Annotated in this window: 21 protein-coding genes; 5 read left to right on the top strand and 16 right to left on the bottom strand. The window is 34.5% G+C overall.

Annotated features, from left to right (window positions below):
• Positions 1-35: 35 nt before the first annotated feature.
• From J582_RS06495 to J582_RS06510, 4 genes are read right to left on the bottom strand one after another with little or no spacing between them, the layout of a single operon-like run.
• Positions 36-1,223, bottom strand: a complete 1,188-nt coding sequence (locus J582_RS06495; protein ID WP_000498059.1) for a vWA domain-containing protein — start codon at positions 1,221-1,223, stop codon at positions 36-38.
• Positions 1,224-1,238: 15 nt separating this feature from the next.
• A complete protein-coding gene (locus J582_RS06500) occupies positions 1,239-2,090 on the bottom strand; it encodes an AAA family ATPase (RefSeq protein WP_001271636.1) in 852 nt (283 codons plus the stop codon).
• Between the two features lie 29 nt (positions 2,091-2,119).
• A complete protein-coding gene (locus J582_RS06505; protein WP_002050047.1) occupies positions 2,120-2,506 on the bottom strand; it encodes a hypothetical protein in 387 nt (128 codons plus the stop codon).
• Positions 2,499-2,804 (bottom strand): YcgL domain-containing protein, encoded by a 306-nt coding sequence (locus J582_RS06510; RefSeq protein WP_002049830.1) that lies wholly within the window; start codon positions 2,802-2,804, stop codon positions 2,499-2,501. The genes J582_RS06505 and J582_RS06510 overlap by 8 nt, the downstream gene beginning before the upstream one ends.
• A gap of 441 nt (positions 2,805-3,245) precedes the next feature.
• On the opposite strand from J582_RS06510, the gene J582_RS25760 reads away from it, so the two are divergent.
• Positions 3,246-3,410 carry a hypothetical protein gene (locus J582_RS25760; RefSeq protein WP_000086293.1) on the top strand — a complete coding sequence of 55 codons (165 nt, stop codon included), beginning with the start codon at positions 3,246-3,248 and terminating at the stop codon, positions 3,408-3,410.
• A gap of 73 nt (positions 3,411-3,483) precedes the next feature.
• Here the strand turns inward: J582_RS25760 and J582_RS06520 are convergent, their stop codons facing one another.
• The 7 genes from J582_RS06520 to J582_RS06550 all read right to left on the bottom strand — a co-directional run bounded on the left by J582_RS06520 (position 3,484) and on the right by J582_RS06550 (position 8,945).
• Positions 3,484-3,825 carry a hypothetical protein gene (locus J582_RS06520; protein WP_017392806.1) on the bottom strand — a complete coding sequence of 114 codons (342 nt, stop codon included), beginning with the start codon at positions 3,823-3,825 and terminating at the stop codon, positions 3,484-3,486.
• A gap of 129 nt (positions 3,826-3,954) precedes the next feature.
• Entirely contained in the window at positions 3,955-4,221 is a 267-nt protein-coding gene (locus J582_RS06525) for a hypothetical protein (protein ID WP_002050225.1), read from the bottom strand.
• A 496-nt stretch (positions 4,222-4,717) separates the two neighbouring features.
• On the bottom strand, positions 4,718-5,842 hold the full coding sequence (locus J582_RS06530; RefSeq protein ID WP_032047529.1) for a ribonuclease D: 1,125 nt from the start codon (positions 5,840-5,842) through the stop codon (positions 4,718-4,720).
• A gap of 308 nt (positions 5,843-6,150) precedes the next feature.
• Positions 6,151-6,747, bottom strand: coding sequence for a recombination mediator RecR (recR, locus tag J582_RS06535; protein ID WP_000490551.1), 597 nt, complete (start codon positions 6,745-6,747; stop codon positions 6,151-6,153).
• A gap of 9 nt (positions 6,748-6,756) precedes the next feature.
• Complete coding sequence (locus J582_RS06540) at positions 6,757-7,086, bottom strand: YbaB/EbfC family nucleoid-associated protein (protein ID WP_001024697.1); 330 nt, start codon at positions 7,084-7,086, stop codon at positions 6,757-6,759.
• 256 nt (positions 7,087-7,342) lie between these two features.
• Positions 7,343-7,579: a hypothetical protein gene (locus J582_RS06545; protein WP_032047530.1), complete on the bottom strand. Its 237-nt coding sequence runs from the start codon at positions 7,577-7,579 to the stop codon at positions 7,343-7,345.
• Between the two features lie 178 nt (positions 7,580-7,757).
• A complete protein-coding gene (locus J582_RS06550; RefSeq protein ID WP_032047531.1) occupies positions 7,758-8,945 on the bottom strand; it encodes an O-succinylhomoserine sulfhydrylase in 1,188 nt (395 codons plus the stop codon).
• Positions 8,946-9,079: 134 nt separating this feature from the next.
• Between J582_RS06550 and J582_RS06555 the strand changes: the two genes are divergently transcribed.
• On the top strand, positions 9,080-10,165 hold the full coding sequence (locus tag J582_RS06555) for an alpha/beta fold hydrolase (protein ID WP_032047532.1): 1,086 nt from the start codon (positions 9,080-9,082) through the stop codon (positions 10,163-10,165).
• Positions 10,166-10,286: 121 nt separating this feature from the next.
• On the opposite strand, the gene J582_RS06560 is transcribed toward J582_RS06555, so the two are convergent.
• The 5 genes from J582_RS06560 to J582_RS06575 form a co-directional block, all read right to left on the bottom strand.
• Entirely contained in the window at positions 10,287-11,054 is a 768-nt protein-coding gene (locus J582_RS06560) for a class I SAM-dependent methyltransferase (RefSeq protein ID WP_032047533.1), read from the bottom strand.
• Positions 11,055-11,295: 241 nt separating this feature from the next.
• Entirely contained in the window at positions 11,296-11,670 is a 375-nt protein-coding gene (locus J582_RS06565; protein WP_002050056.1) for a TonB C-terminal domain-containing protein, read from the bottom strand.
• Positions 11,671-11,847: 177 nt separating this feature from the next.
• Entirely contained in the window at positions 11,848-12,072 is a 225-nt protein-coding gene (locus J582_RS0104340) for a hypothetical protein (protein ID WP_002049917.1), read from the bottom strand.
• 504 nt (positions 12,073-12,576) lie between these two features.
• Positions 12,577-12,777, bottom strand: a complete 201-nt coding sequence (locus tag J582_RS06570; RefSeq protein ID WP_002049802.1) for a hypothetical protein — start codon at positions 12,775-12,777, stop codon at positions 12,577-12,579.
• 127 nt (positions 12,778-12,904) lie between these two features.
• Positions 12,905-13,330, bottom strand: coding sequence for a GFA family protein (locus J582_RS06575; protein ID WP_032047534.1), 426 nt, complete (start codon positions 13,328-13,330; stop codon positions 12,905-12,907).
• A gap of 264 nt (positions 13,331-13,594) precedes the next feature.
• On the opposite strand from J582_RS06575, the gene J582_RS06580 reads away from it, so the two are divergent.
• The 3 genes from J582_RS06580 to J582_RS06590 all read left to right on the top strand — a co-directional run bounded on the left by J582_RS06580 (position 13,595) and on the right by J582_RS06590 (position 15,611).
• Positions 13,595-13,864 carry a YARHG domain-containing protein gene (locus J582_RS06580; RefSeq protein WP_002049864.1) on the top strand — a complete coding sequence of 90 codons (270 nt, stop codon included), beginning with the start codon at positions 13,595-13,597 and terminating at the stop codon, positions 13,862-13,864.
• Positions 13,865-13,882: 18 nt separating this feature from the next.
• Positions 13,883-14,296 (top strand): HIT family protein, encoded by a 414-nt coding sequence (locus tag J582_RS06585; RefSeq protein WP_000312749.1) that lies wholly within the window; start codon positions 13,883-13,885, stop codon positions 14,294-14,296.
• Between the two features lie 253 nt (positions 14,297-14,549).
• The gene (locus J582_RS06590; protein WP_002050241.1) at positions 14,550-15,611 is read left to right on the top strand and encodes a porin; all 1,062 of its coding nucleotides are present in this window, start codon (positions 14,550-14,552) and stop codon (positions 15,609-15,611) included.
• The last annotated feature ends 25 nt before the right edge of the window (positions 15,612-15,636 follow it).

A 15,636-nucleotide genomic window follows, 5' to 3' on the forward strand; every position in this document is an offset into this window, starting at 1 on the left:
TCATCCCTCTTTTTAAATTATTAAAGTTATCAAGTTTATCGAGAAAGGTAACGCGTTAAATCTTCAATGCCTTTTAGAGTCATTGGGTACATGTGGTTTTCAAAAATCTCTTTAATCCAACCAATTGTTTGGGTGTAATGCCAATACCCTTCTGTTTCAGGGTTTAACCATGCTGTTTTATCAAAATGCTGACGCAGACGACGTAACCAAACTTCACCTGCTTCATCATTCATATACTCAACCGAGCCACCTACCGATTTCAGCTCATACGGTGCCATACTGGCATCACCTACTACAATTACACGATAGTCACGTCCATAGGTATGAAACAAGTCCCATGTGTTCATGCGAGTCGCTGTTCTTCGGTAGTTATCTTTCCAAACATAGTCATAAAGACAGTTATGGAAATAAAAGTATTCAAGTGTTTTAAATTCAGTTTTAGCCGCGCTAAACAACTTTTCACATTGAGCTATATGAGCATCCATTGAACCGCCCACATCAAATAACATGAGTACTTTAATTCGATTACGACGCTCTGGCACCATTTGAACATCAAGAATACCTTGCTTGGCTGTTTCTCGAATAGTTCCGTCAACGTCTAGCTCTTCGGCAGCGCCTTGCCGGGCAAATTTGCGTAAACGCCGTAAAGCAATTTGCATTTGGCGGGTACCAAGAACTTGGTCATCATCTAGATTTTGGTATTTACGCTGTTCCCAAACTTTAACCGCCGAACGTTTACGACCTGGCCCACCAATTCTGACGCCTTCCGGATGGTCACCAAAAGCACCAAAAGGTGAAGTTCCACCTGTGCCAACCATACGGTTACCACCTTGGTGTTTTTTATGCTGTTCACGTAAACGCTCTTCTAGCATTTTCATCAGTTCTTCTAAAGAACCTGCTTTTTGAAGCTCAGCTCTTTGCTCTGGTGTTAAATGCTTTTCTAAAAGCTCTAAATCGAACCAGTCTTTTGGTAGTTTATGGACTTGCTTGAGTAATTCATCGATATCGAAGGTTTCTATGCCATCAAAGTAATCTTTCATGGCACGATCGAACTTATCAAAAAAACGCTCATCTTTAACTAAAATAGTTTTAGCAAGTTGGTAGAACTCTTCTTGATCGGCAAAAACCAGCCCTTCACTTACCGCACGATTTAAGTCAATCAGTTCACGAGTCGTGACTGGAACACCATATTTTCGTAAGGTGTAAAATAACCGCACAAACATGGGTTATTCCCTCCTTTAACGTCGCGACATGAAAGCCAAACGTTCAAGCAGTTGCACATCTTGTTCGTTTTTAATGAGTGCGCCATACAAAGGTGGAATAGCTTTTGATGTATCTCGATTACGTAGTACATCTTCTGGCATATCATCTGCCATAAGCAGACTCAACCAATCGATCAGTTCAGATGTAGATGGGGGTTTCTTCAAGTTAGGAATTTCGCGGAGTTTGAAGAAAACTTGCAGAGCTTCATTTACCAAAGTCGCAGAGATATTTGGGAAATGTACCGAGATAATTTCACGCATCGTTGCTTCATCTGGAAACTCAATATAGTGGAAGAAGCAGCGACGCAAGAACGCATCTGGTAATTCTTTTTCGTTATTTGAAGTAATAATTACGATTGGACGTTGAGTAGCAGTAATTGTTTCGCCTGTTTCATAAACATAAAAAGACATCTTATCAAGTTCATGTAACAAGTCATTTGGAAACTCAATATCTGCCTTATCAATTTCATCAATTAAAAGCACACAGCGCTCTTCACTGGTGAAAGCTTCCCACAATTTACCGGGCTTAATATAGTTCTTAATATCGTAAACACGATCATCACCCAGTTGACTATCACGCAAACGAGACACAGCATCGTATTCGTATAAGCCTTGCTGTGCCTTAGTTGTTGACTTGATATGCCAAGTAATGAGTTTTAAACCGAGGCTTTCTGCCACTTGCTCAGCAAGTAAAGTTTTACCTGTACCCGGCTCACCTTTAACCAATAAAGGCTTTTGCAAAGCGCGGGCTGCTTTTACAGCAAGTTTAAGACTATCAGTCGCGATATATTGATCTGTACCGGTAAAATGTTGGGTATCAGCAGACATGTAGAGACCTTATTTTTCTATTTCAATGGTTAGATGGAACGCATGCTTTTGTTTGTTGTATATTTTGACCAACAATAGCCAATAAGCAAACCTAGACCGATTACAAACAGAATTAAGGATAAATTTGACCAGATTAAAGGACTGTCTTTAGTTAACACACCAAACAATAGCCCAAAAATAGCTGGAGCTACAGATGCATTAGGACCTTCCGAAACGGTTGGTGTCACCAAAATGGCAAAAACAACTAACCAGCTTATTGCGCCAAAAGTAGCAGGTAGGCGGCGCATTAAACGCCACCAACACCACAAAGCAATAATAGCGCCAACGCCATAAGCTGTTAAAGCAATGATCTCCTCAGGAACTGCATCGAGAGAAGAAAGTAATTGATTTAGAACTCCAGCTTGATCTTCACGCACCACGTAAGCCCTCTGGTTCAACTGCATTTGGGTTAATTAACCCTTCTGGCGGCATCTGAATAAAGAAACCTTTTGTTTGTAATGAGTCTAGAACATGTAAAACATTTACACGCGCTAATTTACGTGTTGGAGCCAATTCTAAATGCATGACAAACGTTGCACGACCAAATGCTTGTAAAACAGCTTCTGGAACTTTTTCAAACGGATCAGCTTGCTCCGCATCATCAGGATAGTTTGGACGAGCAATATAAATGTACATTTCATCTTTTTTGCTCGATCTATAAATATCACAGTGCATTTCAAATCAACTCTTGAACTAAGGACAGCATACATGAAAAAAAACAACAGACACACGCAGGTTTGTTTACGCATCAGTCGTTTTTTCTTTTCTCGCGAAATATTAACCCACAACAATCATTAAGGTCGATAAATAACTTTTAATTTTCTAAAGTTTTAAATTTTCCAACCTTTATTAACATATTAATTTTACATAAAAAATCTTTTTATCAACTTTTATAAAATGAAAAAATTACATTTTGAAAACAATAAACTTCGTCTTAATTAAATTAAATTTATCTTAACACATTGAAAATAATAAATTTAATTTAAATAAAAGTTAAAATAAGATTTAAAGAAGATTCAACTTATGTATACAGGATAAGACATTATTTAACCGATTTTAAATTCGGATGTGTTTCAATAATAAAAGATCTTAAAAGAAAATATGGAGGTCTTTACTATGTCTCGTGGCGACAAATCATCTTACACAGCAAAACAAAAGCGTCAGGCTAAACATATTGTTGAGAGTGAAGTAGATAGAGGTCATTCTCAAGAAGAAGCTGAACGTATCGCATGGTCTACTGTCAATAAACAAGATGGTGGCGGCAAGAAAAAATCACATTAAAATTATTACCGGATACTTCTTTAGTTAAGTTAAGGACTAAAGAAGTATCTTATCAATAAGTTAATCAAAAGTTTTAAAAGACTCTTGAGCCCTGCATATAGTCATTACTCACCTGATTTAAGGCACTCAAAATTGTGCTGTGGTTTTCAGTAAGTAAGGCTTCATTTAAATGATTCATGTAATTCATTAATGTTTCTTTAGAAGCTTGTGCAAACTCGGTAGTTACCGCTTCATCTTCATATAAAATGACATAACTACGAGCAAACCCATAAATAAGATAAGCTGCGGCTTTTTCATTTAAATTTGAGGATTGCTTAAGATACTGCTCACACGCATTTTTTAAGTTTTTAAATGCATCTGTACCAGTCGATTGATTTTTGAAAGATGAAAGTATTGTTTGGAAGTTCATATCCATATTCCACTCAAAAAGTAAAGCTACAGAAGAAGCATAAACCTGTCAAACAATATATTGATTTTTATAAATTTAGATTGTAAAAAATTATAAGAAACGCCCTAATCTATGGGCGTTTGAATAGTTTAAAGCTTAGAAACTGACTTCAATATTGACGGTTGTACCAGACTGATCAATATTGGTTGAAACGTTGAAACCTCGTGTCTTTAGCTCTTCCTCTACTTGCGTAATATGTTCAGGATGCAAAGCATCTATTGGAAATTGAAACACTGCTCGACGTTTACCTTCTTTCGAGACTTGCTCAGTTCCAGATAAGATTTTTTCCAACAATATTGCTTGATCTATTTTGACATCTTTAGCATTTTTTCTTGCCTGTTCAGCATTAAAATTATTAGTCATGTTTATCTCTCTAGTTATTAGTAACTTTCATTTATAGCATAAAAAATTAATCTCAATATTAACTTATTATTGATTTTAAAAACTTTTTAAGACTTTATATATAAAATTAGAGGCCTCCTCTCCCCGAGAAGGCCTCTATATTTCTGCACCGAAACAAACTTATAGTTATATATTGTTTATTTTGAAATTGTTTTTCTTGTTGCTAAGAATATACAGACCTGTATATATACGCAATTGAATTTTTCTCACGCATAAAGTTAATTTAATTCAGCATAATCATATAAAATTAAGATAAACTCATATTTATAGTATTTAAACTTCAAAACAACCTAAAGATATAAAGTATAACTAAACAAAAATTTAAGTTTATAAAGATAAACTTATAAAAAGGATTATTTTTAAAGCAAGATTAAATACAAGAAGTTGAATAAATATTAATCAAATAAAATATTTTCTAAATACAAAGCGCATTTAAACTAAAAATACCTATTTAAATTTAAAATAAGAGACTTGCTTTCTCTTCTGTAAATAGCTCAATAAGAGGTTTAGTGAGTAATTCATAGCGCCAACCCAACAAATAGTCAGGTAAGTCTTGTTCATCACCTTTAGAAAGTACATGTTGATGAATTGCATTTAACCATTTCTTACGAAGTAAAACTTCTTTCGGAATGGAAGTCTGCTCTATTGCGTTTGCAATTAATGCATCCATTTTATCTAATGTTTCTTTTGACGTAATTTTAAAAGGTTTAGCAATTTTAGCTGGCCATTGCCCTTCTACTGGTAAATCCTTTAAAAGATCCAGAATAATCTTGCCATATTCACGAACAACATTTGGACGGATATCTCTTACTTGAGATAATTGAAAATTATTACGTGGATTTTTTTCGACCAAATCAATCATTGTCGAGTTTCTAAGGATAAAACTACGTGGCTGATTGGTTGCTTTAACTATATGTTCGCGCCATTCACTTAAATTCTGCAATTGCATTAATTGACGGCGTGAATGTCGATAGTTGCCTACATCTGTATAGAGTAATGACGTTGGTGTTTCACTAATAATTTCTTTGGTTAGACTACTACAGTCTTCAAGAACATATTCATAAAGCCCTTTTTGCTTAAGCTGATCCTTAATATGGTTAGCCAACTGCATAAGGTATAAAACATCATTTGCTGCGTAGCATAACTGTTGAGGAGACAAAGGTCTTGCTAACCAGTCAGATCGAGTTTGGTCTTTTTCAATGTCAATCTCTAAACAAAGCTTTAAAGCACCTTGATAGCTTACTTGTAAACCATGTCCTAAAAAGGAAAGTCCAACTTGGGTATCAAAAACATTTAATAGGTTTTGTTCATCAGCATAGTGATAGATTAAATCGATATCTTCACCACACGCGTGAAAAATATTTTGTTGAGCAACAAAGATTTTTTTCCAAAACTCACTTAAGTCTAGCGACACGCCATCCAGCAAATATACGTTTCCGTTGACATTGACTTGACATACTCCAAGTTTAGGCCAAAGGGTATCAACCTTAATAAATTCTGTATCAAGTCCATATGTTGAACATTGATCCATTTGTTGAAGAACATCAACCAATTCGGTTTGCTGTTGGATAAACTGAAACATGCTTTCTCAAGTAAATGCAAAGAGTGCTTTAAACTCTGGTATATATAACATAGCAATAGAAAAATGCTACTGAATCCACGATGAATAATCTATTTTTGAACAATTTTCCAAAAAAGAGATAATTTTTTGATCATTATTTTAAATTTTTCAATTTAAGATCCTTATAAAAATTTATTTTTTACAAACAGCTTTTTTAATTTATATATTCATTAAGTCATTTTTAAAAATATGTTTTTGTCTTTTAAAAAGATTTTTTTAATAATAAAACTTATATTTTAAAAAAATCTTTGAAATAAGCACCGAGGTACTTATTTCATACGCATACGGTTATGTACCGCCTGACTTAATGTATGACTATCAACATATTCAAGCTCACCACCTTGTGGTACACCTTGAGCAATACGTGTCATGTGAATAGGTAAATGCTTCGTCGCTTCAACCAAATAATGCGCTGTCGCCTGACCTTCTACAGTGGCGTTAGTTGCCAAAATGACTTCTTCGATAGTGCCTTGGCTTAAACGCTGGATTAGGTAAGGAATACCTATTTCTTCTGGCCCAATCCCATCTAATGGAGAGAGATGCCCACCCAACACATGGTATTTGCCACGGAAACTACCACTTTGCTCAATTGCCATCACATCTGCCGGAGATTCAACCACACAGAGCAGTTGATCATCTCTTTCTGTTGAAGCGCAAATATCACAAATTTCGTGCTCAGTTAAAGAGTGGCAAACACTACATTCGTGGATATAACTTGATGCTTCATGTAGAGCATGCGCTAAAGCAAATGCACCTTCACGATTCTTCATCAACAGATGTAAAGCCATACGTTGAGCCGACTTCGGCCCAACGCTAGGCAAAATACGTAAAGCTTGAACGAGTTGTTCAAATCTATCACTAAACACTGAATTTCCTTAGAACATGCCCGCTAAGCCAGGAGGTAAACCCATGCCAGAGTTAGCTTTTTGCATTTTTTCTTCAGAAACTACTTCTGCTTGACGCACAGCATCATTAACAGCAGCTGCGATTAAGTCTTCAATCATATCTGGTTCATCTTGAAGTAATTCTGGATTAATTTCGATACGTTTTACGATATAACGACCAGTCATGGTTACTTTAACTAAACCACCACCCGCTTCAGCGTGTACTTCAGTTTGAGCAAGCTCTTCTTTGGCCTTTTTTATATTTGATTCCATATCTTTTTGCATGCGCTGCGCTTGCTGCATGAGCATATTGATATTCATAAACCTAACTCCGTATCTCTACCAAATATAATTGATAGTCACATAACACTTCAGAACTTAAACTCTTTTAGTCCCTCAACCCATCATAAAGAGCATTGAGGTCATTACGTTTAAATCAAAATTAATCTGTAATTCTGACACAATAAATTAATGTTTCCTATTGGTATCTATGAAACTATTTTCGCTAACTCATGAGTTTAAAGCTTTCTGTGTAAAACTTTTCACTCTTAGAACCAGTTCTAAAATTTAAGTGCAACTATTGTGAGGCTTGAAGGTTTTTATTATCCGGTTTGTATTCATTTAAAGGCATTTTCTGAAAAGAGGCATTTGCCTTTTCTATGGAATGGTCTGCATCTTCAACTGATTTGTTCGCATCATTAATTAACAATACAGTTTCGCTAATCTTAGTCGGTTCGTCTTTTTGGGCAAATACTCTGTATCCAACCAAACCAATTGCCCCTATAGCGACTAATATAATTATAGGTTTAAGCATGGTTCAAAAACTCACTTTGTTATTTTTATTAAATTTAGAACTTTTATACGTTGTGATTTTAGAGTCATTTATAACAAAATGTAGTCTTTTTATTGCTTTCGTTGTTTGTGAGTAACAACATCATTAATAAAAAACCACACTAAAATAAGTGTGGTTTACTCTTAAATATATAAATTAATTAGATTAAATCTAATCCACGTGAGATATCACCAATAATATCGTTAATATCTTCTAAACCAACTGAAACACGGATTAAACCTTCTTGAATTCCAGCTGCTTGTTTGGCTTCAGCAGAAAGTTTGCCGTGTGTTGTTGTCGCAGGATGGGTAATTGTTGACTTCACATCACCTAAATTACCAGTAATTGAAATAAATTTGGTGTTATCAATCACCTTCCAAGCACCTTCACGTTCGCCTTTAACAACGAAAGAAACAATCCCACCAAAACCATTTTGCTGTTTTGCAGCAAGTTCGTGTCCTTCGTGAGTTGGAAGGCCTGCGTAGTAAACTTTTTCTACTTTGTCATGGGTAGATAACCATTCGGCAAGAATTTGAGCACTCTCACAGTGTGCTTTCATACGTAAGCGTAAAGTTTCTAGACCTTTTAAGAAAACCCATGCATTAAACGGACTCATTGATGGCCCAAGTGTACGGACGACACCAAAAACCTCTTCTAACAACTGATGATTACCGACAACAGCACCGCCTAATGCTCGCCCTTGTCCATCTAAATATTTAGTTGCCGAGTAAATCACAAGGTCTGCACCAAATTTTAATGGTTGCTGCAAAACAGGCGTACAGAAACTATTATCAACCGCAAGTAATGCACCATTCGCATGTGCAATATCTGCAAGTGCTTGAATATCTGCAATCTCAGCTAAAGGATTCGATGGTGACTCAACAAATAAAAGTTTAGTTTCTGGACGTACCGCGTTTTTCCAATCGTCCAAATCACATAAATCGACAAATGTAATATTTACACCAAACTTGGCAATATATTTCTCAAACAAAGCGACAACTGAACCAAAAACTGCTCTTGAGCAAATAACATGATCACCCGCTTTTAAATATGCCATAGCAACTGACAAAATCGCGCCCATTCCAGAACTTGTCGCAACAGCACGTTCAGCACCATCTAAAGCTGCTAAGCGTTTTTCGAACATTGATACAGTCGGATTGGTAAAACGTGAATAGATATTTCCTTGAACTTGACCAGAAAATTTTGCAGCCGCTTCAGCAGCGTTTTCATATACAAAAGATGAAGTCAAAAAAATTGGTTCGCCATGCTCACCTTCAAAACTACGAGTATGTCCGGTACGAATGGCTAAAGTATCAAGTTGGTATTCTAAATCATCAGACTGGTTCATTAAATGTGCGCCTTTACTGGTCATGTACTAAAAAACTATCATCATTTTGAGTGTCTAAGGTATTTAAGGTCAAGGTAAACCTGAAAATTATCGCTTAGACTTCAATCAATCTTTAGTATAGTTGGTAAAATAAGATGAAACGCTTAAAGTCCCTTGTCCCAGAACAAAGTCAAATCAAGCACCTCTCTACCCGACTATTTCATCCTCAAACATTAGTATTGTCACAAAGCACTCCGTTTGAAGTAATTGGTGAATTCAATCAAACCCGTGTTCGTTACTATGCGGCTACCCAGAAGCGTTTTAAAGAACCATTAGTATTTGTTGCTCCGCTAGCAATTAATATGGCGATCTATGATTTATATCCTTATCGTTCGCTTGTAAAATATTTTCAAAATGCAGGTTTTGACGTATATCTAGTCGATTGGGGACGTTTGAGCTTTAAAGATAGACATCTTAACTTTTTATCATTTATAGAAGATTTTATTCCTAAAGCTATAGAACTTGTTCGCACCCATTCAGGTAGTGACCAAATTTCTCTACACGGATGGAGTATGGCAGGTATATTCGTTACTTTATATACAGCGTATAATCATCCAAATTATGTCAAAAACCTTATAGTATTAGGTAGCCCAATTGATAGTTATGCTTCTGGTTATATTGGAAAACTCTACCGAACTATAAATAACACTATTGCTCGCAATAAGAAGCTACAGGAACGTATCTACTCAGGATTACCGAAGCGTTTGATTCATACACCTGGGATTTTAAATTCTCTAGGATTTAAAATTCTTGACCCTAAAGGTTGGCTCGATGGTCATGTTCAATTACTGAAAAACCTTGATGACCTTCAGTTTGTACAAGAACATGCCACTTTAAGTAGTTTTTTAAATAATATGATTGATTATCCAGGAGGGATTAATCAGGACATGTTATTCAATGTTTGGCTACAAAATCCGTTGAAGCAAGGTTCTATTTTATTAAAAGATAAAAAAATTGAGTTAAAAAATATCGACTGTTCTCTCTTGGTTGGTGCGGGTCGTAGCGATCAATTGGTTACGGCGGATGCAGCTCAACCATTAAGCCATTTAACCAGTAGCCAAGATGTTACATTTACTCTTATTCCAGGTGGTCATTTGGGACTAATTTCAAGCCAAGCAAGTTCTCAAGAGTTTTGGCCAAAGTTAGAAGCATGGCTAAGTGAACGTTCAACAAAAATTTGAGCTTTAAAAAGGAAAAAGCCCTTACATAAAGGGCTTTTTTATACTTAGTTTTAAAATATAAATAAGATTTTGATTAGTTTTGAAGATTTGTAATGTTTTAAACATTGACCCTAAAAGCAGACTAGAAAGATATTTTTTTAAATACGAAGTATCCTACTTTGCTTTCAAAACTCCCGTCTTTTTGAATATTAAAATATTTTTTGACCACATCTGATGCATTCTCTTGTAGATACTTAAGTGTTTTTATTTGGTCTTCGGGAGTTCTCATACGCTGCACCCAGCTATCAAAATCTAGCATGAGTGACTGTTTATCTAAGGTAGTTAACTCAAAACCAGAATCTTCTATAAAGTAAACCCATTCTTTAATACTATAGTTTCTTACATGACTTGGATCTCGAATAACCTCTATAGTCTGTAAAAACGTATCTAAAATGGGAAAACTTGAGCTGATAATATCAACAAAAATAACGGTACCATTAGGTTTTAAAACACGATTTATTTCTTTCATCGCCGTTGGTACATGTTGCCAGTGATGGGCAGAATAGCGGCTAATCACTACATCAAACTGTTCATCAGTAAACGGCATATCTTCGGCTATACCTTGTTGTACAAAAATATTTTTTATTTTTCGATCATTGGCAGCTTTTGAGACAGTATCAAGCATTTCATGAGATAAGTCGTAAGCAAAAACTAAATCGGCATGATTAGCAACGTTATAAGCCACATGGCCACCACCACAACCTAAATCTAAAACGACAGCATTTGAATATTTCTTAATCTCTTTAATAAACTTATCAAACTCAATCCCTTCAGAGTGAGCTGTGCTGTTCAAATAACTTAAAGATTTATTTTGATACTGTTTTAAATTTATCTCATGTTGATTCAACATGGCTCATTCCTCTTCTTTGATGAATCAACCATAAAAGAAAAAGTAAATAAAAAATAATGATTAGTTTTTAAATAATCAATAAAATAAAGTTATAAATTTATCTTTTAAAGAATATGCGGATACAGTAATTAAAGTGAGATTGGTTAATAGTTATCTTGTTTATAATTTCACATCCCAAATATAGAAAACCACCAATTGGTGGTTTTCTATAAATAAAAAGTCAAATTTGTGTTCTTAAAATTTACTTTGCCACAAACTTGATGTTGAACTTTCTTACCTGTTTTCTTACCTCAGGATTAGAAGGCAAAACAAATGGGCTTGCACGCCATATTGCCTTTTCAATACTTGATTTGAACTTTGGATCTTCTTTATCTAGAAAAATAATTTGCTCAATCTCACCACTATCACTTAAAAACACTTTAACGCTAGCGCTCATACCTACAGAAGATGGTGGGACATCCCAAATTTTAAATATCTTTTTTTGATATTGTTGCTTATATTTTTCAGCCTCTACAATAGTTTTATCATCACCGCTTTTCACTGGCGATAATGATTTAGAGTTAATAGCACACCCAGTTAATAACAATATTGAAGTTAAAATAATGATATTTTTCATTTATAAAACCAATTTTTTCAATGATTAAAATTTAACATTTTATCTTTTTAAAAACTACCAAGCTGATAGTTTATATTGAATAGCCATTATTAAATACAATCTTAGTAAACTTTATATTTCAGCTAATTTACTCGATTGTTTAGCCTAACTATTCAATTTTAATTTTTAAGTAGTGACTTAAAATGATATTTTGTAACGTGAATTGATATTTGAATGCTCAGGCATATCAGCAATATCCTGCTCAGTAAAAATTCCATGCTCAAGTACTTTTGTCCCATTAAATGCAGTATTAACCGGCGTAATGGGAGACTTGGTAATATAATTTTCATCAGCTTTTTGCGTCAATGATGTGCAACCTTCTATCCCAAATCCAGCAATAAGGACAAATAAAAATTTCTTCATCTGGCTCACCTGTTATAATAAAAATCAAACAATCTAACAAATTATCCTTCAATTGTCACATTTTCAAAACGATTAAGCCTCAATCAAAGCTTTAACAAAACTTAATGAAATGTAAACTAATTTGCATAAAATGTTAAATTGTGTAAAATACCTAAATAATTTAACGATATGTTTCAACTCATGATCTTTCTATTTTTTTTATTTTTATTATTTACGTTTGTGCTTCTTTTAAATGCTCATTACAAACAATAGGAGCATTGATTAGTCATTCATCAAAGATATCTAAATATTTTTGTTTAAAATAATAAGTTCTTACAGCACCCATAAATCAAGTTTAGTTATCTAAAATTTTATAAAAATAAAAAAGCCCGCTTTGTAAGCAGGCTTTACCCTTTTGATTTTTTGCGCTGATCATTCAGGACTTTTTTGCTGTTTGTGACAGCGCTCGGATATTACACTTATACTTAAAGATTAAAAAGACTAATCTTTTTTAAACTGATGCACTTATTCATCAAGTTCTATCGGATCACCATCTTCTGGACGAATATGTCGTGTGCCATCATCAGCAGGATCAACACTAGATCCATCCTTAGTGATCGAGTTATACATTTCATCCTCTTTTTTATCATCTGTGAATTCTTCATCTTCAAAATCAAGAGGCTCGTCATCATCTTCAAAATTTAAAGGCTTTTCTTCATCTATCATGTGATTCATCCTTTTTAAGTTATATCACTTCATGCTTAATTAAATGACAGATATATTCAACAGTGAACACACAGCATTTATGTAAAGAACACTTAATAAGTATTAAAGATATAAAAACTAAAGGCTGTTATTCAAAGTATTTTAAGAACTCTTCAAGAACAGGTAAATGGACAAAACTTTTATGAGCATCTTCTAGCACGACCCATTCATGTTTTGACTCTATACAAAAATTAAGCTTTAAGTCTGGATTAAATGAGTGTTCCAAAAGCCCTAATGGTATCCATATATAATTTGTACCATTAATTTTATTGGGTACGGGTGAACCACATTTATTACAAAACGATGAGGTAAAACCAGTCTCTTTTTTATAGGTAGAAACATGTTCACTTCCAAATAGCCAGTTAAATTGGCTTTCTTTGACCAAAGTAGCCGCATTCGCTCCTGTACCCGTTTGTTTTCGGCATAAACTGCAATGACAGTAATAAACCGTTTTTATTTCACGAGTTATAGAGAATTTTACTTGATTACATAAACAAGAACCAATGTTAGTCATATAATGTATTTAATTCATCACTATGAAATTTTCATAATGACTTTAAATATTGATTATGTACATATTTTTATTGTTTAATTTAAAATAAAACCTAACCAATTGATTTAAAATAAATTTAAAAAAAGATATTGATATCTAAAGCTTTTTTGTATTATAAGATCAAATGTGATTTTTAATAACACTTGAGTAATTAATAGTCATTGAAATATTGGGAATAAACCTTATATTGAGTACAGGTTCATACCTTTAACTGAGGAAAAGCTCATGAATAAATTATTGGTTGCAGTATTCACTGGAATGGTAACCCTTGCCGGTTTCAGTGCTCAAGCTGCAACACCTGAGCAAGAATGTCAAAAATTGCAAGACGATTACAATTTAATTTATGCATCAAAAGGTTTTTGTTTTAAAGACCAAGATGCTAAAGAAAAATATGGTAATGAAAATTGTCATACGACTAAGCCAAAATTCTCTGATAAAGAGCAGCAACGTCTAGATGCAATTAAAGAACGTCAAAAAGAATTGAAGTGTAAATAGTATTTAAAGGAATAATACATGGCATATGATGATCAAAATATCTTCGCAAAAATTTTACGTGGAGAACTTCCAGCGATAAAACTCTATGAAGATGATCAAGTTCTAGCTTTTATGGATATTATGCCCCAAGCCGATGGTCATGCATTAGTTATTCCAAAAACTCCTGCAGTAACTTTACTTGATTTACCGCCTGAAGCGGCAGCCTATACCATTCAGATCGTGCAAAAAATTGCGAAAGCAATGGAAACAGCATTAAATCTTGATGGAATTGTTCTTATGCAATTATCTGGCGCCGCTGCTGGACAAACCGTCCCTCATGTTCATTTTCACCTAATTCCAACAAATGTTCACCAACTTGGTAAACATGCTGCGCAATTGGGAGATCAAGATAAAATCAAGGCCTTAGCTGAAAAAATTAAAGCAGCTCTTTGATTTGAAGAGATAAAAGCGGAGCTTAGGCTCCGCTTTTTTATTTAAAAAGTGTAATAAAATCAAAAGAAAATAAAGTATTTCTAATTTTTATTTGTCATAAAACTGTCATTTCTTCTTCACTCCACTGTCACAAAGTTTACAGATACTTCTTAGCAAGTTGGTGAGCTTCTGTAACTTTTTGTACATAAGCCAACTAAAAAATAAAAGTTAGCTAGGCATACGCCATTTAAAAATACCTTTTGGAGAAATCTCAATGAAGAAATTGCTTCTCGCTGCCGCAGTTGCAACTCTAAGCGTAAACGCGGTGCAAGCAGCGCCAACTTTGTACGGTAAACTCAATGTTACCATTGACCAAGTTGACAACAAAAATTTCGATGGTAAAAGTGACGTTACCGAAGTTAACTCTAACGCGTCTCGTATTGGGGTAAAAGGCGAAGAGAAATTGACTGATAATTTATCAGCAGTTTATTTAGCTGAATGGCAAATTAATGCTGATGGTGATGGTACAGATCTTGGTCAACGTAACCGTTATATCGGTATCAAATCAAATAATGTTGGTACATTAAAAGTTGGTAAATTTGACTCTTACTTTAAAAATGCTGCTGGCAACTACCAAGACATCTATAACGACCACACTATTTTAGATATTACCAACACAATGTATGGTGAAGAACGTCTAAATAACGTTATTGGTTTTGAATCTGATCCTAAACTTCTTGCTGGTGTAACATTCAATGTAATGTTCCAACAAGGTGAAACTCCTGCTGATCCAACACCTGGTACATCTGGTAACGATGACAAACGTAACGGTTTTGGTGACTCAGTTTCAGGTTCTATCGGCTACGAAAACAAAGATATTGGTTTAGCATTAGCTGCTGCTGCTAACTACAGCGTACAAGGTAAATATAATGCCTATGGCCTTAGCAATATTTTCTCTGATGCTTACCGTGTAACTGGTTCTTACGATTTTAGTAAACTTGGCGCAACTGGACTTGTATTAGGTGGTTTATGGCAACATGCTGAACCAACTGATGAGCTAACTAAATATAAAGGCTTACAAGAAGATGCATGGGTTGGTGCTGTAACTTACAGAATTGGTGAAACACCTTTTGTAGTAAAAGGTCAATACCAATCATCTAAAGCTTCTGTAGATGGTCAACAAGATCGTAAAATTGATCAATACGGTGTGGGCTTAGACTACAAAATTAATAAACAAGCACGTTTCTACGGTATTGTTGCTCAACAAAAACGTGACTGGCTTGCTCAAGATGACAAACGTACTGTTGTAGGTGCTGGTATGGAATATAACTTCTAAGTTATTAACCATCTTGCATAAAATA

Origin of the sequence: Acinetobacter sp. 1566109 (assembly GCF_000582255.1) — a bacterium.
Lineage (GTDB): Bacteria > Pseudomonadota > Gammaproteobacteria > Pseudomonadales > Moraxellaceae > Acinetobacter > Acinetobacter nosocomialis.